The sequence below is a fragment of the Ruegeria sp. HKCCSP351 genome (genome assembly GCF_017872535.1).
In the GTDB taxonomy this organism is placed as follows: Bacteria; Pseudomonadota; Alphaproteobacteria; order Rhodobacterales; family Rhodobacteraceae; genus Ruegeria.
Window position 1 is genome coordinate 273,445 of the sequence record NZ_JAEDOV010000005.1, and the last position, 18,534, is coordinate 291,978.

Sequence of the window (18,534 nt, forward strand, 5' to 3'; positions counted from 1 at the left end):
TCGGTTGTCGGCCACGCGGGCATGTATTAGGTGCGTTTATGGGCGATGATCAAACCGGGGGCAAGTGCCACATGTGCGACGCGGCAATCAGGATCGAAGGGCTGCGCAAAACCTATCGCGGTGGCAAGGGTCAGCCCGAAAAGCATGCGCTGAAAGGCATTGACCTGACCGTCCCGCGCGGCTCGGTTTTTGGTCTGCTGGGTCCGAACGGTGCCGGAAAATCGACCCTGATCAATATCCTGGCTGGTCTGGTGGTGAAGTCGGCGGGTCGCGTGGCGATCTGGGGCTTCGATCAGGATCAGAATCCACGCCAGTCGCGATCGGCCATTGGTGTGATGCCACAAGAGCTCAACCTCGACCCGTTTTTCACCCCGCGCGGCGCGCTTGAGGTTCAGGCCGGTCTCTATGGCGTTCCGAAGTCCGAACGGCGCAGTGATCAGATTCTTGAACTGGTCGGTCTCAGTGACAAGGCCGAGGCCTATGCCCGCACTCTTTCGGGTGGGATGCGGCGGCGGTTGCTGCTGGCCAAGGCACTGGTGCATCACCCGAAAATCCTTGTGCTTGATGAGCCCACAGCAGGTGTGGATATCGAACTGCGCCAGATGCTCTGGGCCAATGTGCGCAAGCTGAACGAACGGGGCATGACCATCATCCTGACCACCCACTACTTGGAAGAAGCGCAGGAGATGTGCGACGAGATCGCCATTATCAACCACGGTGAAAAGGTCGCGCAGGACAGCACGGCCAACTTGCTGGGCCGCATGGACAGCCGCACCATGGTGATTGTGCCCGACAGCCCGATCATTGATCTGCCTGTGTCAGAAGGCGTCGAGGCAGCTCTCCGCGATGATGGCAGCCTTGTCCTGCAATACCGAAACATTCAGACCAGTGCAGAGCAGGTTCTGGAATCGGTACGCGCCGCGAATATCCGCATCCGTGACGTTCGCACCGAAGAGGCCGATCTTGAGGATGTATTCCTTGCCCTGACCTCGTCCCGCACCGAGGATCACCCAGCGGATGATCAGGATCAGCCACGCCGGGGCATCCACCGGGTCAAGCTTTAGGCGCGGTCTATTCGTGCCTGATAGCAGTTATTCCGCGCAGACCGCACGTGAATATAGGCGACGTCGGATCGGGAAAGGATTTCCCTGACTTTTGCGCCGATCCTGTCCGTCGGTGTGACCGCCCCGGTGCCATAGACGATCCTGTCATCCGCACCGTAGCCCTTGATCAGATAGTCGGGCGAGGTGGTCAGAATTTCGGGCAGCGCGTCTTCCTCGTATCGCTCGCATGGTGTTGCACACAGAAAGATCGGGCCGGTTTCTGCATAGGGATGTGTCTCTGAAAAAGGCCGATGTGCCAATATCAGCATCTCATCGCCCTCGGGGATATGTCGCAGGCAGTGGCGGCACGGGTTACCTGCACCCGTCGACACAGCGCATTCCGGCGTTGAACCATATGCATCCGGGCCACCCGCCTGTAGGGCGCGTACATCGTTGGTGGGCAAAGCGGTGATTTTGAACATCTCGGATCTCCTTTTTTGCTGACCATGCCCGTGCGACCGGACCCAATCGACCCGTTTCCTGCGCAAAGGACTCGAAAAAGAACAAAACGTGAATATAATGTGGAATCGCCATGTATGCCGAGCTGTCGATCACGTCGAATTTTACCTTCCTCACCGGGGCCTCGCACCCCGAGGAGTATATGGAGCGTGCCGTCACCCTGGGCTTGCCCGCCATTGCGATTGCTGATGACAACTCGGTCGCCGGGATCGTCCGCGCCCACACTCAGGCGTGCGAGATCGCCCGCAAGGTCCGCGAACGGCTGGCGTGGGAGGAGCAGAATACCTCAATCGGGCCACCCTGCCCCGATCATATCTCCAAGCCGCCCTCCTATCCCATCCACGCGGTTCCCCGCCTGATCCCGGCGGCGCGGCTGATCTTCACTGATGCGCCCATGGTCACCGCCCTGCCCCTGAACCGGCAGGGCTGGGCCAACCTGTGCCGCATCCTCTCCAAAGGCCGTCTGCGCGCCGAGAAGGGCGACTGCATCCTGCACCTGTCTGACCTGCTCGAATTTTCCGATGACCTCCACCTGCTGCTGTGGCCACAGGCGGCGGGCTCTTCGGGCGGCGCGTGCGCGTGGCGGACACAGGCGCAGCAGCTGACGCGCCGTTTTGCCGGGCGGATGTATCTGTTGATGCACCCCCGGTATGATGGCGCCGATAGCGCGTTTTTCTCTTTATTAGAGACTGAGGCAAAACAGCTTGGCATCCTCACGCTCGCCAGTGCGACACCGATGATGCACCACGGCACCCGCCGCAAACTGGGCGATGTGCTGACCGCCATCCGCCTGCGCCGCAAGGTGGACGCATTGGGCCGGGACGCTTTGGCCAATGGTGAACAGCGCCTGCGCTCCGAGGCCGAGATGCTACGCATCTTCAAAGGTCATGAGGGGGCCGTTTCCCGCGCCCATGAACTCAGTGAACAACTCACATTCTCGCTGGACGAGCTGCGCTATGAATACCCCAGCGAGGGCAGCGCGCAAGAAACCCCGACCCAGCGCCTGCACCGTCTGGCGCATGAGGGGTTGAAATGGCGCTATCCCGCCGGGGCGTCCGAGAAAGCCAAAAAGATGCTGGCGCATGAGCTGACGCTGATCGGCAAGCTGAAATACGAACCCTACTTCCTGACCGTCCGCGATATCGTCCATTTTGCCCGTTCGCGCAGCATCCTCTGCCAGGGGCGCGGCTCGGCTGCCAACTCGGTCGTCTGTTTCTGTCTCGGCATCACCGAGGTCAGCCCCGAGATGGGCACCATGGTGTTTGAACGCTTCGTCTCCGAGGCGCGCGATGAACCGCCAGACATAGATGTCGATTTCGAACATGAACGCCGCGAGGAGGTGATCCAGCACATCTATGACCGCTATGGCCGCGAACGCGCGGGCCTCTGCGCCACGGTGGTCCATTACCGCGGCAAACGCGCCATCCGCGAGGTTGGACGCGCCATGGGCCTGACCGAAGATACGATCTCGGCGCTTTCCTCACAGCTTTGGGGTTTTTTCTCGGCCTCGGGGCTTGAGGCGCAACGGATGCGCGAAATTGGCCTCGACCCCGAAGATCGACGCCTGAAACAGACTCTAATGCTGGTTTATGAGATCGACGGCTTTCCCCGCCACCTCTCGCAGCATGTGGGAGGATTTATCATCACCGAGGGTCGGCTGGATGAGCTTGTCCCCATCGAAAACGCCACAATGGAGGGCCGCACGGTCATCTGCTGGGACAAAGACGACATCGACAGCCTTGGCATCCTCAAGGTCGATGTCCTCAGCCTCGGGATGCTCACCTGCATCCGCAAGGCGTTTGACCTGATCGGCCAGCATCATCAGACCAGCTACACCCTTGCCACCCTGCCGCCCGAGGATCCGGTGGTCTATGACATGCTCTGCAAGGCGGACAGCATCGGCGTGTTTCAGGTGGAATCACGTGCACAGATGAACTTCCTGCCGCGGATGCGGCCGCGTAATTTCTATGATCTGGTGATCGAGGTTGCCATCATCCGCCCCGGCCCCATTCAGGGCGACATGGTCCACCCCTATATCCGCCGCCGGAACGGAGAGGAGGAGGTCAGCTTCCCCTCGGACGCGCTGGGTGAGGTATTGGGCAAAACGCTAGGCGTACCGCTGTTTCAGGAACAGGCAATGCAGATCGCCATTGTCGGCGCGGGGTTCACCCCGGAACAGGCCGATCGGCTGCGCCGCTCGCTGGCAACCTTCAAGAAACATGGCAATGTCAGCGAATTCCGCGCGCTCTTTTTGCGCGGGATGAAACGCAACGGGTATGAGGATGACTTCGCCGAGCGCTGTTTTTCGCAGATCGAAGGGTTCGGGTCTTATGGCTTCCCCGAAAGCCACGCGGCCAGTTTTGCGCTGCTGGTCTATGCCTCGGCCTGGATCAAATGCCACCATCCGGGCATCTTCGCCTGCGCCCTGCTGAACTCGCAGCCGATGGGGTTCTACGCGCCAGCGCAAATCGTGCGGGATGCGCGCGAACATGGCGTTCAGGTGCGCCCGGTCTGCATCAATGCCAGCTTCTGGGACAACGTGATGGAGCCCGACGGCCATGGCGGGCTGGCGCTGCGGCTGGGCTTTCGCCAGATCAAGGGGCTTAGCGAAGAGGACGCCAGTTGGCTGACCGCCGCACGCGGCAACGGCTACACCCAGGTCGACGATGTCTGGCGCCGCGCAGGCCTTGGGCCATCGGTGATCGAACGGCTGGCCGAGGCTGATGCCTTCGCCGCTTGCGATCTGACCCGGCGCGAGGCGCTGTGGCAAGCCAAGGCAATTGCCACCGCCAAACCTCTGCCACTGTTCTCGCAGGACTTGGAGGGCGAGGCGCTGGATGAACCCAAGGCTTACCTGCCACAGATGGCGCTGGGCGAGCAGGTGGTCGAAGATTACGTCGCCACCCGCCTCAGCCTGCGGGCGCACCCGGTGGCCCTGCTGCGGCATCTGCTGACACCGGATGGGCGCGACAAAACCACCTCTGTTCCGTAACGCCGGAACACCCTATCTGCCAAAAACAGAGTCGAAATTCAGGCCGTCATGACCAGACCCATCCTTCCCCCGCGCTTTCCCGCGACGCCCGAGCAGATCAACGCGCAAGTTCGCGCCTTTTATGCCCGTATCCGGCAAGACGCGGTTCTTGGGCCCGTATTCGCAAACCACGTCACCGACTGGCCCGCGCATGAGGACAAGATCGCCGCCTTCTGGCGCAATGCCATCCTGTATGAGCGCTGCTATGACGGCAATCCGCAACGGGTCCATATCGAACGGCCCGATGTGAAACCGGAATTTTTTGCCCATTGGCTGGATCTGTTCGAAGAGGTTGCCACCCGAACGCTGCCCGCTGAAACGGCCACCCCGTGGGTCGCCTTGGCCCGCCGCATCGGTGTCGGCATGAAGGCAGGTGTCCAATCCGCGCGACAGCCCAAAGACGCGCCGCCGCTCCTGCGATGATCCCAGATCATGGCGGCCATGCGATGTTAGCGGTAAAATAAGGACTATTCGCGCCCTCAGAATAGGGTTAAGCAGCACAAGGACAGCCGGGAACCCTGCCTGCGCTGCTATGATGTATCGTCACCATACCAACATAGGCCGAGGCCGGATCGATGAGCGCACAAAACAACACCCTGCGGGGGCTTGGCTATGCATTTCTTGGCTTTGCCGTCTTTGCCAGCCACGACGCGCTGATCAAGGTGCTGGGCGGCACCTATTCAGTGATGCAGATCATCTTTTTCGCCACGCTGTTTTCGTTCGTTCCAATGGCCGTCACGATCCTGGCCGACCGCACGACGGGAAACTTTCTGCCGCATCATCCATGGCTGGTTTTGCTGCGCTCGGGCCTGATGGTAACGGCTATGTCCTGCGCGTTTTACGCGTTTTCGGTTCTGCCACTGGCCGAGGTCTATTCCCTGCTGTTCTCATTCCCGCTGATCGTCACGGTGCTGTCGATCCCGATACTGGGTGAAGTGGTCCGCGTTCAGCGCTGGGCTGCGGTTGGTGTCGGCCTGATCGGTGTCCTGATCGTTCTGCGCCCCGGTGCAACGGATATCACACTGGGCCACATGGCCGCCCTGATGGCCGCCTTCTGCAGCGCCTTTGCCTCGGTCCTGGTGCGCAAGATCGGGAATGAGGAGCGCTCGGCCGTGCTGATCCTCTATCCGATGTTGCTGGCTATCGTTGTGATGAGCCTTGCCCAACCGGCTGTATATCAGCCGCCGTCCCTGCTGCATCTGGCGATGATGGCACTGGTTGGGGTGTTTTCCGTCATCGCCCAACACCTGATCATTCTGGCCTACCGCGCCGCGCCCGCCGGTGTCGTCGCCCCCAGCCAGTACAGCCAGATCATCTGGGCGACGCTGTTTGGCATGATCTTCTTCGACGAGCGCCCTGACATCTGGGTCGCCGTCGGTGCCAGTATCATCATCGCATCCGGTGTCTATGTTGTTTGGCGAGAAAGCCGGGCCAACACCACCTCGGTCAACACCCCGGTTCTGCGGGTTCGTTCACCCCGGGCAGACACAGGGGCAACACGGCCTGGAAAGTAGGTCTAAAAAACGGCGCGCCGATCAGCGCGCCGTTTTCGACAACTTTGGTGTTTACTCTTAGTAAATCACCACCGAACGGATACTTTCGCCCTTATGCATCAGGTCAAAGCCGTGGTTGATGTCGTCCAGACCCATGGTGTGGGTGATCATCGGGTCGATCTCGATTTTGCCTTCCATGTACCAGTCGACGATCTTGGGCACATCCGTGCGCCCACGCGCGCCGCCGAACGCGGTACCGCGCCATGAACGACCGGTAACCAGCTGGAATGGCCGGGTCGAGATTTCGGCCCCAGCAGGTGCCACGCCGATGATGATGGATTCGCCCCAGCCCTTATGCGCTGATTCAAGTGCTGCGCGCATCACGCCGACATTGCCTGTGGCGTCAAACGTATAATCCGCACCGCCCCTGGTCAGGTTGACGAGATACGGCACCAGATCGCCTTCAACCTCGGACGGGTTCACGAAGTCGGTCATGCCGAACCTGGTGGCCATTTCCACCTTGGAGGGGTTCAGGTCGACGCCGACGATCTGGTCTGCTCCAGCCAGACGCAGGCCCTGAATGACGTTCAGGCCGATACCGCCCAGACCAAAAACGATTGCGCGGCTGCCGATTTCCACCTTGGCGGTGTTGATGACCGCGCCGATACCGGTCGTGACACCACAGCCGATATAGCAGATCTTGTCGAACGGCGCGTCCTCGCGCACCTTGGCCAGCGCGATTTCAGGCAGAACCGTGTGGTTCGAGAAGGTCGAGCAGCCCATGTAATGCAGGATCGGATCGCCATCCAAGGTCGAGAAACGAGAGGTGCCATCGGGCATCAGACCCTTGCCCTGGGTTTCCCGGATCGCCTGACACAGGTTGGTCTTGGGGTGCAGACAGTATTCACACTCGCGGCATTCGGGGGTGTAAAGTGGGATCACATGATCGCCCGGTTTCAGGCTGGTTACACCCGGACCCACTTCGACCACGACGCCTGCGCCTTCATGGCCCAGAATGGCCGGGAACAGGCCTTCGGGGTCGGCACCCGACAGGGTGAATTCGTCGGTATGACAGATACCGGTGGCCTTGATCTCGACCAGAACCTCGCCCGCCTTGGGGCCTTCGAGGTTCACATCCATCACTTCCAAAGGTTTGCCTGCCTGAATGGCGACGGCGGCACGGGTACGCATGCTACTTTTCTCCCTGTCACTTTTGCCCCGACCCTGCGTCAATTACAGGGTGTTTTCAACCGTGCTTTCATGGCAGGTTGGCTAATTAATTGATATTGCAGAAACGACATTGCCAGAATGAGGAACGCCAATGCACCGATTTTTCCCGATCCTGATCTTTCTGGCGGCCTGCGCTGAGACTCCACCCGCGCCCGAAGACGCTTTGCTGCCGCCGGAACCTGCCCCGGTCGATCTGGCCTTTTGTCAGGGAGAGGATTTTTCCGATACCGTTGGCCAGCCGGTTTCGAACATTCAGGCAAACCTGCCGGCGCGGTCGCGCGTGCTGGGCCCGGATGGAATCGCCACACAGGATTACCGCATCGACCGGTTGAACGTGTACGTGAATGGCGACGGGATCATCCAGCGGCTGACCTGCGGATAAGGGCGGACTCGACTCAGGCATCGATTCTCACTTAAGAACAAAGTAAGAACATTGTGATGCCTGCAAATGCCCAAACGCCGAATACTTTCGCTATGGTTCCCCCGTCTGGGGGCTGAACGGCTGATCCGCGCTGCGCGGGGGCTGCATACCGGGCCTTTGGCCATCGTGGCCGAGCAGTCGAACATGCAGGTTATTACCTCAGTGAATGTCGATGCGCAGGCTGCCGGGCTGCGTGTAGGCCAGCCGGTGCGGGATGCTCATGCCATGTGTGCCAACCTGATCACACGCCACCGTAACGCCCCGGCCGAAGCCGCGTTCCTGGCCGCGCTGCGCCGCTGGGCGGGGAAGTTCAGCCCATGGGTGGCCGAAGAGGCCCCGGACGGGCTGATCGTCGATCTGTCAGGTTGCGCCCATCTGTTTGGCGGAGAGGAGGCGTTGCTGAACATTCTTGAAACCGACTGCGCGGATATGGGCCTCAGCGTACAGATGGGCATCGCCGACACGCTGGGCGCAGCCTGGGCTTTGGCGCGCTATGCGGGGCAAGCAGCCACATCCGACCGCAATGGCGACGCCATCAATCAGGAGGCCCGTGCCACCCGCGCCCGGGCGGGCAAACGGCGGCACTGGACCAAGGGCGGCACCGCGCCACAAGTGAGGGCCCTGGGCGGAGGCGCGCGGATCGCACCGCCGGGTCAATCTTATGGCGCACTCAGCCCCCTGCCTATCGCCGCGCTGCGATTGGAAGATCAGGTTGTCGTGCAGCTGAACCGTCTGGGCCTGCGCCGCATCGGCGATCTGCTGGGCCAACCCCGCGCCAGCCTTGCGCGGAGGTTTGGGCGCGGGTTGGTTCTGCGGTTGGATCAGGCCATGGGCAGCGCGCCCGAGCCTGTCTCGCCCGCCCGTCCGTCGCATCACTTCGCGGTGCGGATGACCCTGCCCAACCCGATTGGTCTGGTTGAGGATGTCATGGCTGCGGTTGATCGGGTTCTGCCAACGCTTTGCACCAAGCTGGAAGAAAAGGGGCGCGGTGCCCGCACCCTGCGGCTGGAGGCGCACCGCGCCGATCAGGCAGCTGAGATTATCGAGGTCGGTCTGGCCCGCCCAACTTACGATAAATACCGCATTCGCCCTTTGTTAGAGATGAAAATCGACAAGATCGACGCAGGCTACGGCATCGACATGCTGCGGCTTGAGGCGGTTCAGACAGAACCCATCCACGCGCGCACCGTGGCCGGCCATGCCGAAGCCCGCCGTGTGGCCCGCAACCGGCTGGCGGGCAATACCGCCGTGGATGACCTGATCGGCAAGCTGGGCGCGCGGGTGGGGCTTGAGGCGATCACCCGGCGCCATCCCGCGGCCTCGCACATCCCTGAGAAAACGGCGCAAACGCTGGCGGCGGCATGGTCGGAACCTGCCCGCAACTGGCCTGCGCCGCCACGCCCCCGCCCCCTGCTGATGTGGCCGCCAGAGCCGGTGATGGCACCGGAAACCCCTGACGTGCCCAGCGCCTTTCGCTGGCGCGGGCGTAACTGGCAGCTGGCGCAGGCCACCGGCCCGGAACGGATCGCACCGGAATGGTGGCTGGATGACCCGAACTGGCGCAGCGGCGTGCGGGACTACTGGGTTGTAGTGACACAGCAGGGCGAGCGGTTGTGGCTGTTTTATGGCCATGGCGGAACCATGTCTGCAGGCTGGTTCTGTCACGGGCAATTTGGTTAGGGTCTATTTCCCTCGGTACACCAACAGATCCGGCAGATAGTCAATCAGACGGATAAACCACGAGAATGGTGCAGGGAAATCCGTACGGAAACGGCGCCGCGACATCGCCTTGACCACACGACCCGCGGCATCCTCGGGGCTCATCAGCATGGGCATCCTGAAGCTGTTTTTCTCAGTCAGACGGGTCTTGATGAAGCCGGGATTAATGATCCGCACGGTCACGCCGGTGCCCGCCAGATCATGGCGCATCGTTTCCGCCAGGGAAATCAATGCCGCCTTGCTGGCCCCATATCCGATGGCCGCTGGCAACCCGTGATAGCCCGCGAGCGACCCGATCAGCGTAATATCCCCCCGACCTGCCTTAACAAGGTCCGGGACGGTTTCACCCAACACACGCAAAGCACCCAGATAGTTTACATCACCCATCCTGAGCGACGCCTCTGTATCCCAATCCGCCGAGCGCACGGGGTCATACGCGCCGGCATTGTAAACCAGCCCATCGACCAGACCCGCTTCGGCCACAGCCCGGCGAACAGAGTCTAAATCAGTGACATCGCACCGGATCGCACGGGCATTGTGAAGCTCGGAGCAGATGTCAGCCAAACGTTCAGAACTACGTGCCGACAAGATCAAATGCGCGCCCCTGTCGTTTAGCGCCTTAGCCAAAGCACGACCCAAACCTTCGCTTGCGCCGATGATCCAATAGGTTTTTCCGTCAAAGCTGCTCATGCGCGGGCCGATTCAGTCATGTTTCATATTCTACGGGCCCGTGACGTAGTTGGATCAAATGCGATCGCGCTTCTGACAAAACTTCCAACCGGATTGATCCAGCTGCACCTACCCCGCGTATTCCATTCTAAGAACCACTTAACGAGGCTGGAATGTTCGACGAAACCCAGGGCGTACGGAAGAAAATCGCAGTTGTTGGTGCAGGTATTTCAGGCCTTTCAGCCGCCTACTACCTTTCAGAAAACAATGACGTGACCCTCTATGAGGCGGAACCGCGGTTAGGTGGCCATGCCCGCACAGTCATGGCCGGGAAGAACGGCGATCAACCGGTGGATACTGGTTTCATCGTCTTCAACTACGCAACCTATCCTTTTCTGACCCGACTTTTTGATGAGCTCAATGTTCCCGTGATCGAAAGCGAAATGAGTTTTGGCGCGACAATCGACAATGGTCGTATCGAATATGGTTTGAACAATCTGCGCACCCTGACCGCGCAGAGGCGCAATCTTGCGCGCCCCGCCTATTACAAGATGATTGCCGACATTCTGCGCTTTGGCAAAAAGGCTCCGGAGGCTGCAAGAGACGACGACACCACGATTGGTGAGCTGGTGGATCAGCTTCGGCTAGGACACTGGTTCCGCCACAACTATCTGATGCCCATGTGTGGGGCGATCTGGTCAACTCCGGTTGAGCTGGTGGATCAGTTCCCTGCACGCTCATTGGTACAGTTCTTTCGAAATCACGCCCTTCTGGCCAGTGGCCGCGCAAATCAACACCAGTGGTACACAGTTAAAGGTGGCAGTATCGAATATGTCCGCAGGATCGATGCCGCCCTACGGGCACGAGGGGCGGCAATCCGTTTGGCCAGTCCGGTTCAGAACATTTCCCGGAGTGAGACAGGTGTTACGGTCCGCAGTCAGGGTGCGGTGGATCAGTTTGATGAGATCATCCTGGCTACCCACTCTGACCAATCGCTTGCCATTTTGGGCGGGAATGCCACCCCGGCGGAAACCGCTGCACTGGGCGCAATTCGGTACCAACCCAACACCGCCACCCTGCATTGTGATCCTGGCCAGATGCCAAAGCGGCGTGCATGCTGGTCCAGCTGGACCTATCGATCACAGGCCGGAGACGTAGGCGTTACATATTGGATGAATCGACTACAGAACATACCGGACAACGACCCGCTTTTTGTGACGCTGAACGCCTCGACAGAGATTCCAGCGGATAAAATCTATGATCAGGTCGAATTTGCCCACCCGGTATTCGACAAAGCCGCCCTGAAAGCACAGGGGCATATTCGCGAGATACAAGGACAGAACCGAACCTGGTTCGCCGGTGCGTATAACCGGCACGGATTTCACGAAGACGGGATCGCCAGCGCGATGCATGTTGTTGAGCGGATAAATGGTGCCCCGCAAACAATCGGAGCTGAATATGCCATTCTTGGACAAGATCCGGCCATCTCTGTTGCCGCCGAATAGCGGGATGTTGCGCGCGAGCCTTCTAAGCCTTTCCTTGCTGGCCCCCACTGGGTTGATCGCGTCGCCTGTGACGGAAGAGTTGGATGGTGCACAACTTCGCGGAACTGCAACCTTCCGCTATCTCGGGTTTCCGATTTACGACGCCAAGCTTTACACACCCAAAGGTGCTTCGTTCAGTTGGAGTGAAGATTTCGGGCTTCAGCTGACATACCGTAAAAGCATCAAGAAGAATGCGCTGGTCAACTCGACGCTCGGCGAGATGAAACGCGTCGGCCACCCTGCCCCGGTCGGCGACCAACTGGACGTGTGTTTTAGGGGTGTCACCAAGGGTGACAGCTATCTGGCGGTGTCCGACGGGCCAGACAAGGTCAGTTTCTGGCTGAACGGTCGAAAGACCTGCACAATGGCATATCCGGGCATCAAACGCAGTTTCATGTCGGTTTTCCTCGGCGAAAACACACGGTCAGCGTCCTTCACCCAAATGCTTCAGGGAAAGTGATGCTTTACCCTCGGGTCAGCTTATACGCGCTGATGCTCGCTGCGGCGGGTATCCCGCTATACATTCATCTGCCGCGTTTTGCGGCGGTGAATCTGGGCATTGGACTGGGGGTGATCGGTACCGTCTTGCTGGTGATCCGTTTGGTCGATCTGGTACAGGACCCACTGATCGGTTGGGCGATAGACAGATGGCCCAGTGGCCAGCTTGTCTTTGCGTCCATGGCAGCTCTCGGCCTTGCCATTGGATTTCCGGCACTGTTCAGCCTGCAACAAGGCGCAGATGTACTGACATTGATTGTTCTTCTGATACTGTTGTTTTCGGCTTTTAGCCTGGGGACTATCCTGCTCTACGGGCGTAGTGCGACGCTAGCAAAACGCGCTGATGCGAAGGAGTTGATGACCCTCGCCGCTTATCGGGAAGGCGGACAACTGACAGGCGTTATCATCGCGGCAAGTGCCCCTGCCCTTTTTGTTGCCGCCGGAGCCCACGCGCAAGGCTATCCCGCATTTGGTCTGTTTCTGGGTCTGCTATCGGTCGCAACCCTTTTGTTGACTGTTCCGATCTGGCGGCGGCCCCCAATCACCGGATCCGGTCTGTCTTTCGCAAGCCTGGGCAAGGCCGGGGGTTTGCGCCTTCTGGTGCTGGCTTTGATCAACAGCCTGCCTGTGGCCATCACATCGACCCTGTTTCTCTTTTTCGTAGAGGACCGTTTGCAACTGCCCGGCAAAGCCGGACCGTTGCTGATCCTGTTTTTCCTCAGCGCGGGCGCAAGCGTGCCGCTTTGGGCAAAGCTCAGCAACAAAATTGGCTCGAAACAGACACTGATGATTGCGATGCCGCTTTCCATCGCGGGGTTTATCGGTGCCGCCACACTGAGCGCTGGGAACCTCACCGGTTTTGCGTTGATTTGCCTCGCCTCGGGTGCCGCTCTGGGCGCGGATATGGTCGTGCTGCCCGCCATGTTTTCGGTCACTTTGACCCGAGCCGGTCTTAACGCGTCCACAGCGTTTGGTATCTGGTCCTTTGCTGGCAAGCTGGGCCTGGCTCTGGCAGCCTTTATTACCCTGCCATTGCTGGAGCGCAGTGGCTTCACCCCCGGTCAAACCAATTCCGCCCAAGCGCTTGATTCACTCAATCTCGCCTACGCGGTGCTGCCCTGCATCCTGAAACTTGGGGCCTTTGGAATGGTCCTGACCCTGCCAACCGAGGTTACAAGCAAATGAATGCTTTCGCCATCATCCTGCTGGCTCTGCTGATTGCAATGTTTTTCCGCGCCCGACTGCTGAGCTTTCGTGCGCAGACCCCGTCAGACTATGCCGGTACTGGGCCCATCTTTTCGCTGAAAAGGCATCTGAACGGTGAAATCCTGTCCGAGGGTCTGATCTATGGCCCCAATGGCAGGATGTCGAACAGCTTTGTGGCCCGCATGGTCGGTGAGTGGAATGGGAACACCGGCACACTTTCCGAGTTCTTCACGTACTCAAATGGCAAAAAGATGAACCGTAAATGGTATCTGACGCTTGGCACCAGAAATACGTTCACGGCAACGGCAGAGGATATCGTTGGCGAAGGTCACGGCACGATATCCGGCGCAACGATCAAGCTGAACTACAGGATCATTCTGCCCAAAGACGCAGGAGGACACACGCTGGATGTTACAGACTGGATGTATCTGACAGAACATGGCGTCATCATGAATCGTTCCGAGATGCGTAAGTTCGGCATCAAGGTTGCTGAACTCGTTGCAACAATGCGCCCGAACCCCAAATCACATCCGATCCACGTAAGTGGCGCAAATGAGTACAGCATCACTTCAGAAAGGCAGCTGGTGCAATGATCACAGGTCGCTCTCTGATTACATGTGTTGCCGTCGCAAGCCTTGCTCTTCTGGCTGCCTGCTCCGGCAAACCGAAGGTTCCGACAACCTTTCTGTCTGAACGGCAACTGAACCTCGAGGAATTCTTCGACGGAAAGACCGTGGCTTACGGGCAGTTTCAGGATGTGTTGGGGAATGTTTCACGCAGGTTTGAAGTCGATATCGACGGCACATGGGACGGGAAAACCCTGACACTGGTCGAGGATTTTATCTACGACGACGGCGCAACTGAACAGCGCATCTGGACGTTGACAAAGACTGGTGATGACACGTGGGCTGGTACTGCACCCGGTGTGCTGGGAACCGCCAGCGGGACCGAAAGGGGCGACACCTTCAACTGGAAATACAAAATTGACCTGCCTGTCAAAGATGGCACGATGCGCGTCGGTTTTGACGACTGGATGTGGCTGCTGACCGAGGACCGTCTGTTGAACCGCGCTTACGTCTCACGCTTTGGCGTACGCCTCGGCGAAGTTATCCTGATCTTTGAAAAAGAATAGATCCCGCTATTCCCATCCAGACGTTGCCCATCAATAAAATATGAACTCGTCCACCGGCACCTGTACCAGTCGCCTTGCTGCGCCAGCCATGTTTGCACTTGGCCCATCCGGCGTTGCAGCATCCTGGCGGGCTCCGACTTCAGTTTTCAAACGGGCACGCTCAATCTCGCCCCACAAGAAAAAAAGACCGTCCCGTTTGCCGACAAGACCGGCAGGTATCGTGGTCCGCAAAACACGAGTTTTTGCCTGTGACATCTGCTCTCTTACTGCCTCCGGTGTTTTCCACCTTTTGCAGAAAACCTACCGGTTATTTCGGGAAAAGCCAATTTTTTATGGGCAGAACCCGATTTTCAACCCCCCGTTGACAGGGGTGTTCGCTGCTCTCGCTGAAGAGCGTTGTCTTGACTGAGTATTTGCAGGCACCGCCGATTGCCACACATTCTGTTTAGAGCGGGTTTTCCCGCCATGTCGACACTGGTTCCTTCTTTGACAACCTCTCTGCTATGGATGCCCCGGATCATGCCGCCGACTGCTCTGACACAATCTCTCCGAACCGCGTAAAGAACTTTGCCGACAACTTCTTGGCGGTTCCTGCAATCAACCGACTGCCGAGTTGCGCGATCTTGCCGCCAACATCAACTTTCGCCGTGTATTTCAGTACGGTTTCGTCTCCTTCTTCGGTCAACGACACGTCTGCGCCGCCCTTGGCAAATCCAGCCGCCCCGCCCTTGCCTTCACCCATCAGAGAGAACCCATTTGGTGCATTGGCTGTGTCCAACGTGACCTCACCTGCAAAGCGCGCTTTGACCGGGCCTATTTTCAGAACAACTTTCGCCTCAAGCTCGTTTGGTGATTTCTGCGTCAGTTCCTCACATCCCGGGATGCATTCCATCAAAATGTCGGGATCGTTGAGCGCACGGTAAACGACGTCCCGTGGCGATGCGATACGGATTTCATCAGTCAGTTCCATTCAGGTCTTTCCTTTGTTCAACAAGATCTTGGAAATAGGCGCGTTGCAGCCGTTTCTATCCTTTGAGCCAGCCACGCAGGCCACATGTGGCAAAGGTGTTCAAGCAAGCTTTTCATCATGCGACCCCTTTGCCGCCTTTTCACCGTTCCGCCACATCACGATTTCGGCCAAAATCGACAGGGCGATCTCATGCGGGTCTATGGCATGTATGTCCAAGCCAGCAGGGGATTTCAGGCGCGCGACCTTCAAAGGGTCCAATCCCTGGGCGATAAGCTTTGCAGTCAGTGTAGCTGCCTTGCGGCGACTGGCCACCATCGACACGCGTGCCGCATCGGTTTCCAAGGCCGCCTTCAAAGCGGACGCATCGCTGCGCCCCTGCGCAGCCACCACGACATAGTCCCGCGGCTCCACGCCCAGCGCATCGACCTGAGCCAAGGCGAACCGCACATGGTTTCCAGCAATATCAAGCCCATCCTCGACAGCCGTGCGAAATCCGGCCAGCGATCCATGTGCCGCCAGCGCTTTGGCAATCAACCCCTCGCCGAAAATCACCAGCCGGGGCGCGTGTTGATAGGGCTCGACCAAAAGATCAACAGTGCCACCGGACGGGCACCCACTTTTGAACGTTTGCACACCATCGGGATCGGTCATTTTCACCACCTTTTCCGAAGGTTTGACACGGATAATCTGCGGCGCCCCGGACGCCCAAGCCTGTTGCGCTGCGGCCCGGACCGCGCGTTGCACACAAGCCCCGCCTAAATGCCCCAGGATTTCACCCGCCTGGGTAATCGCCGCCTTCCCCCCAGCTTTGGCCGAGGTCGCATCCGCCGTGCGCAAAACTGTCGCCACGCAAAAGGCCTCTCCGGTTCCGCGCAGCTGATCGATGGTGTCAAAAATGTCGAAATTCGCCAATGTCAGACTCCTTTCACAGCTTTTGGAACTGCGGCTCAAGCGCCGCCAATGCATCCAGCGTATTGGCCGGCAAATGCGCATCCAGATAGGGTTCAGCTGCCTGCATCGCTGCCGCAATCGGCTGATAATCCTTCCAGCCCTTCAAAGGGTTCAGCCAGACGATCCGGCGTGCCTTGCGCCTGATATGGGCCAGCACATCCCCCAGTTCCTGCGGATCAGAACTGCAATATCCGTCCGACAGAATCAGGACGACAGTACGCCCGTTCAGTGCCCGCGCACCGTATCCCGACAGAAATCGCTCCAGACTACCGGAAATATCCGTACCGCCGCCAAAGCCTTCGGCCATCAGCGACAACCGACCCGCAGCCCGGAGGGTGTCATGGTCGCGCAACGCATCTGTGACCCGCATCAATCGCGTGTGAAACAAATACGCATCTGCCTCGATCCCGCTGCCGATCAATCCTTTCAGAAAAGCCAGAAACACACGTGAGTACACGGTCATCGAACCACTCACGTCGCACAATGCCACAATCCGCATCGGGCGCGGCGGCCGCGCTCGGCGATACAGGTCCAGCGGCTCACCGCCTCGCGCCAGACTGGCGCGCTGTATTCGGCGCATGTCCAGAGCAGCCCCGCGCAACGCCTGTTTCCGGCGGCGCGATCGCCTGTCCCGAAATGCCCGCGCCAAGGCCAGCGCGGCTGTTTCAGCCTGTTTTAGGGTCTCTTCATCCATCAACTCTCGCAAATCCCGGCGTGACAGGTTGGGCGTTCGCGTGGCGATCAACTTACCGTCCACTCCTTCACCTTCCCCTTCACCGCAGTCAGGCGTAGTGGTCACTTGCTCCGACCCGGATCGTGGTTTGTCCTCAGCCTGAGTGCTGCTCTGCCAGATCATTGGCTTGGCGGACTGCACCCGCGCATGCTTGTTTTTCGCTGTTCCCGAACGCTGCGCACCAGCGTTGAACCAATAAGCATCGAACAGTTCATCAAACCGGCGCCAATCTTCCGCATCTCCGGTCAAGACCGCGCACATGGCTTGTCGGGCCTGATTGGCATCCGTTGCATCCACTTCGGACAGGGCGGCAAGCGCGCCCCCTGCATCCAGCGCGCCCATTTTCATGCCATTCAAGCGCAGATGCGCTATGAAGCCCGACATGCGGTCGGCAAGGCCTAAAGCCCGGGCGGGAAAGCGCGTAACCTGCATCACGCGACCTTTCCGATCAGGCGATCCATCACCTCGGGCGGTGCCGCATTGTAGTCTGCGGCAGTTTTCAGCAAACACACCAGCGTCGCTTGCACGTCTTCGCGGGATTTGGCCAGATCATTGACACCCAACCCGGATAGGGCCGCCGCCCAATCCAGCATTTCGGCGATGCCCGGTTTCTTCTCAAGATCTTCCTGACGCAGCGCCTGTACAACCCCGATGATCTGACGCGCCAGAATCCCCTCGATTTCAGGCAGTCGCGCCCGCAGGATTGCCTGTTCGGTCTCTCTCGAAGGATAGTCAAGAAAGCTGTACAAACACCTTCTGCGCAGCGCATCCGACAAATCCCGCGTCCCGTTGGCCGTCAGAATGACGACAGGCCGCACACGTGCCTGCACAGTTCCCAACTCGGGTATTGTGATCTGAAAGTCTGACAGGATTTCCAGAAGGTAGGCTTCGAACTCCTCATCCGCCCGGTCAATCTCATCAATCAACAGAACCGGTGGTTTCGTTTCCGAGATCGCCTCTAACAAAGGTCTTTTCAGCAAATACTCATCCGAAAACAGCTGCGCCTCCGCGACGCCGCCTTGCGCTTCGCTCGCCCTTATCGCCAATAGCTGTCTTTGATAATTCCATTCATAGATGGCATGACTGGCGTCCAGACCTTCGTAGCATTGCAGACGTATCAATCGTGTATCGCGCCACGCTGCCACCGCTTTGGCCACATCGGTTTTCCCTACGCCCGCCGGCCCCTCCAGCAACAAAGGGCGCCCAAGTTGCTGCGCCAGATGCAGCGCCATGGCCAACCGATCATCGGCAACATAGCCCTGCGCGGCCAACCCGTTCTGCACATCTTTAAAGGTCAAAACCAGGATCCTATCTTCATCTGGCCACAAATATCCCGGGGGAGGTTCGGAGGGGGCAGAGCCCCCTCCGTCCGGTC

The 18,534-nt window shown here is 59.1% G+C and carries 19 protein-coding genes; 11 read left to right on the top strand and 8 right to left on the bottom strand.

What is annotated here, in order from left to right; genetic code table 11:
* Window positions 1-71: 71 nt before the first annotated feature.
* Window positions 72-1,064 carry an ABC transporter ATP-binding protein gene (locus I9182_RS12755; protein WP_209598539.1) on the top strand — a complete coding sequence of 331 codons (993 nt, stop codon included), beginning with the start codon at window positions 72-74 and terminating at the stop codon, window positions 1,062-1,064.
* Here the strand turns inward: I9182_RS12755 and I9182_RS12760 are convergent.
* Window positions 1,061-1,525, bottom strand: a complete 465-nt coding sequence (locus tag I9182_RS12760; protein WP_209598496.1) for a DUF1203 domain-containing protein — start codon at window positions 1,523-1,525, stop codon at window positions 1,061-1,063. The genes I9182_RS12755 and I9182_RS12760 overlap by 4 nt on opposite strands.
* A gap of 110 nt (window positions 1,526-1,635) precedes the next feature.
* Here I9182_RS12760 and I9182_RS12765 point away from each other — a divergent pair, with 110 nt between their 5' ends.
* The 3 genes from I9182_RS12765 to I9182_RS12775 all read left to right on the top strand — a co-directional run bounded on the left by I9182_RS12765 (window position 1,636) and on the right by I9182_RS12775 (window position 6,107).
* On the top strand, window positions 1,636-4,554 hold the full coding sequence (locus I9182_RS12765) for an error-prone DNA polymerase (RefSeq protein ID WP_209598497.1): 2,919 nt from the start codon (window positions 1,636-1,638) through the stop codon (window positions 4,552-4,554).
* A 48-nt stretch (window positions 4,555-4,602) separates the two neighbouring features.
* A complete protein-coding gene (locus I9182_RS12770; RefSeq protein WP_209505202.1) occupies window positions 4,603-5,016 on the top strand; it encodes a group III truncated hemoglobin in 414 nt (137 codons plus the stop codon).
* Window positions 5,017-5,168: 152 nt separating this feature from the next.
* Entirely contained in the window at window positions 5,169-6,107 is a 939-nt protein-coding gene (locus I9182_RS12775; protein WP_209505203.1) for a DMT family transporter, read from the top strand.
* A gap of 57 nt (window positions 6,108-6,164) precedes the next feature.
* On the opposite strand, the gene I9182_RS12780 is transcribed toward I9182_RS12775, so the two are convergent.
* The gene (locus tag I9182_RS12780) at window positions 6,165-7,277 is read right to left on the bottom strand and encodes an S-(hydroxymethyl)glutathione dehydrogenase/class III alcohol dehydrogenase (protein WP_209505204.1); all 1,113 of its coding nucleotides are present in this window, start codon (window positions 7,275-7,277) and stop codon (window positions 6,165-6,167) included.
* A gap of 130 nt (window positions 7,278-7,407) precedes the next feature.
* Here I9182_RS12780 and I9182_RS12785 point away from each other — a divergent pair, with 130 nt between their 5' ends.
* Together I9182_RS12785 and I9182_RS12790 are read left to right on the top strand one after the other, a co-directional pair.
* Complete coding sequence (locus I9182_RS12785) at window positions 7,408-7,698, top strand: I78 family peptidase inhibitor (protein WP_209505205.1); 291 nt, start codon at window positions 7,408-7,410, stop codon at window positions 7,696-7,698.
* A 66-nt stretch (window positions 7,699-7,764) separates the two neighbouring features.
* Entirely contained in the window at window positions 7,765-9,417 is a 1,653-nt protein-coding gene (locus I9182_RS12790; RefSeq protein WP_209505206.1) for a DUF6504 family protein, read from the top strand.
* Window positions 9,418-9,420: 3 nt separating this feature from the next.
* Here I9182_RS12790 and I9182_RS12795 read toward each other — a convergent pair whose 3' ends face one another.
* A complete protein-coding gene (locus I9182_RS12795; RefSeq protein ID WP_209598498.1) occupies window positions 9,421-10,146 on the bottom strand; it encodes an SDR family NAD(P)-dependent oxidoreductase in 726 nt (241 codons plus the stop codon).
* Window positions 10,147-10,298: 152 nt separating this feature from the next.
* Between I9182_RS12795 and I9182_RS12800 the strand changes: the two genes are divergently transcribed.
* From I9182_RS12800 to I9182_RS12820, 5 genes are read left to right on the top strand one after another with little or no spacing between them, the layout of a single operon-like run.
* A complete protein-coding gene (locus tag I9182_RS12800) occupies window positions 10,299-11,630 on the top strand; it encodes an FAD-dependent oxidoreductase (RefSeq protein ID WP_209598499.1) in 1,332 nt (443 codons plus the stop codon).
* Window positions 11,631-11,634: 4 nt separating this feature from the next.
* Window positions 11,635-12,129, top strand: a complete 495-nt coding sequence (locus tag I9182_RS12805; RefSeq protein ID WP_245220513.1) for a hypothetical protein — start codon at window positions 11,635-11,637, stop codon at window positions 12,127-12,129.
* Window positions 12,129-13,352 carry an MFS transporter gene (locus I9182_RS12810; RefSeq protein WP_209598500.1) on the top strand — a complete coding sequence of 408 codons (1,224 nt, stop codon included), beginning with the start codon at window positions 12,129-12,131 and terminating at the stop codon, window positions 13,350-13,352. Before I9182_RS12805 ends, I9182_RS12810 begins: the two co-directional genes overlap by 1 nt.
* A complete protein-coding gene (locus I9182_RS12815; RefSeq protein WP_209598501.1) occupies window positions 13,349-13,966 on the top strand; it encodes a DUF3833 domain-containing protein in 618 nt (205 codons plus the stop codon). Before I9182_RS12810 ends, I9182_RS12815 begins: the two co-directional genes overlap by 4 nt.
* Complete coding sequence (locus tag I9182_RS12820) at window positions 13,963-14,505, top strand: DUF3833 domain-containing protein (protein ID WP_209598502.1); 543 nt, start codon at window positions 13,963-13,965, stop codon at window positions 14,503-14,505. Before I9182_RS12815 ends, I9182_RS12820 begins: the two co-directional genes overlap by 4 nt.
* A 30-nt stretch (window positions 14,506-14,535) precedes the next feature.
* Here I9182_RS12820 and I9182_RS12825 read toward each other — a convergent pair whose 3' ends face one another.
* The 5 genes from I9182_RS12825 to I9182_RS12845 all read right to left on the bottom strand — a co-directional run bounded on the left by I9182_RS12825 (window position 14,536) and on the right by I9182_RS12845 (window position 18,457).
* Complete coding sequence (locus I9182_RS12825) at window positions 14,536-14,760, bottom strand: hypothetical protein (protein WP_209505213.1); 225 nt, start codon at window positions 14,758-14,760, stop codon at window positions 14,536-14,538.
* Window positions 14,761-15,022: 262 nt separating this feature from the next.
* Window positions 15,023-15,475 (bottom strand): carbon monoxide dehydrogenase subunit G, encoded by a 453-nt coding sequence (locus I9182_RS12830; protein ID WP_209505214.1) that lies wholly within the window; start codon window positions 15,473-15,475, stop codon window positions 15,023-15,025.
* 99 nt (window positions 15,476-15,574) lie between these two features.
* Window positions 15,575-16,387, bottom strand: a complete 813-nt coding sequence (locus I9182_RS12835) for an XdhC family protein (protein ID WP_209505215.1) — start codon at window positions 16,385-16,387, stop codon at window positions 15,575-15,577.
* A gap of 13 nt (window positions 16,388-16,400) precedes the next feature.
* Window positions 16,401-17,543 carry a VWA domain-containing protein gene (locus I9182_RS12840; RefSeq protein WP_245222623.1) on the bottom strand — a complete coding sequence of 381 codons (1,143 nt, stop codon included), beginning with the start codon at window positions 17,541-17,543 and terminating at the stop codon, window positions 16,401-16,403.
* Window positions 17,544-17,590: 47 nt separating this feature from the next.
* Window positions 17,591-18,457: a MoxR family ATPase gene (locus I9182_RS12845; protein ID WP_245222625.1), complete on the bottom strand. Its 867-nt coding sequence runs from the start codon at window positions 18,455-18,457 to the stop codon at window positions 17,591-17,593.
* Window positions 18,458-18,534: the final 77 nt, after the last annotated feature.

Excerpts from the sequence above, each read along its gene's own strand:
- I9182_RS12765 (WP_209598497.1), top strand. The coding sequence starts at position 1,636 with ATGTATGCCGAGCTGTCGATCACGTCGAATTTTACCTTCCTCACCGGG.
- I9182_RS12830 (WP_209505214.1), bottom strand. The coding sequence starts at position 15,475 with ATGGAACTGACTGATGAAATCCGTATCGCATCGCCACGGGACGTCGTT.
- I9182_RS12820 (WP_209598502.1), top strand. The coding sequence starts at position 13,963 with ATGATCACAGGTCGCTCTCTGATTACATGTGTTGCCGTCGCAAGCCTT.
- I9182_RS12780 (WP_209505204.1), bottom strand. The coding sequence starts at position 7,277 with ATGCGTACCCGTGCCGCCGTCGCCATTCAGGCAGGCAAACCTTTGGAA.
- I9182_RS12755 (WP_209598539.1), top strand. The coding sequence starts at position 72 with ATGTGCGACGCGGCAATCAGGATCGAAGGGCTGCGCAAAACCTATCGC.
- I9182_RS12785 (WP_209505205.1), top strand. The coding sequence starts at position 7,408 with ATGCACCGATTTTTCCCGATCCTGATCTTTCTGGCGGCCTGCGCTGAG.
- I9182_RS12840 (WP_245222623.1), bottom strand. The coding sequence starts at position 17,543 with ATGTCGGGCTTCATAGCGCATCTGCGCTTGAATGGCATGAAAATGGGC.
- I9182_RS12795 (WP_209598498.1), bottom strand. The coding sequence starts at position 10,146 with ATGAGCAGCTTTGACGGAAAAACCTATTGGATCATCGGCGCAAGCGAA.
- I9182_RS12800 (WP_209598499.1), top strand. The coding sequence starts at position 10,299 with ATGTTCGACGAAACCCAGGGCGTACGGAAGAAAATCGCAGTTGTTGGT.
- I9182_RS12825 (WP_209505213.1), bottom strand. The coding sequence starts at position 14,760 with ATGTCACAGGCAAAAACTCGTGTTTTGCGGACCACGATACCTGCCGGT.
- I9182_RS12760 (WP_209598496.1), bottom strand. The coding sequence starts at position 1,525 with ATGTTCAAAATCACCGCTTTGCCCACCAACGATGTACGCGCCCTACAG.
- I9182_RS12815 (WP_209598501.1), top strand. The coding sequence starts at position 13,349 with ATGAATGCTTTCGCCATCATCCTGCTGGCTCTGCTGATTGCAATGTTT.
- I9182_RS12775 (WP_209505203.1), top strand. The coding sequence starts at position 5,169 with ATGAGCGCACAAAACAACACCCTGCGGGGGCTTGGCTATGCATTTCTT.
- I9182_RS12770 (WP_209505202.1), top strand. The coding sequence starts at position 4,603 with ATGACCAGACCCATCCTTCCCCCGCGCTTTCCCGCGACGCCCGAGCAG.
- I9182_RS12805 (WP_245220513.1), top strand. The coding sequence starts at position 11,635 with ATGTTGCGCGCGAGCCTTCTAAGCCTTTCCTTGCTGGCCCCCACTGGG.
- I9182_RS12790 (WP_209505206.1), top strand. The coding sequence starts at position 7,765 with ATGCCCAAACGCCGAATACTTTCGCTATGGTTCCCCCGTCTGGGGGCT.
- I9182_RS12810 (WP_209598500.1), top strand. The coding sequence starts at position 12,129 with ATGCTTTACCCTCGGGTCAGCTTATACGCGCTGATGCTCGCTGCGGCG.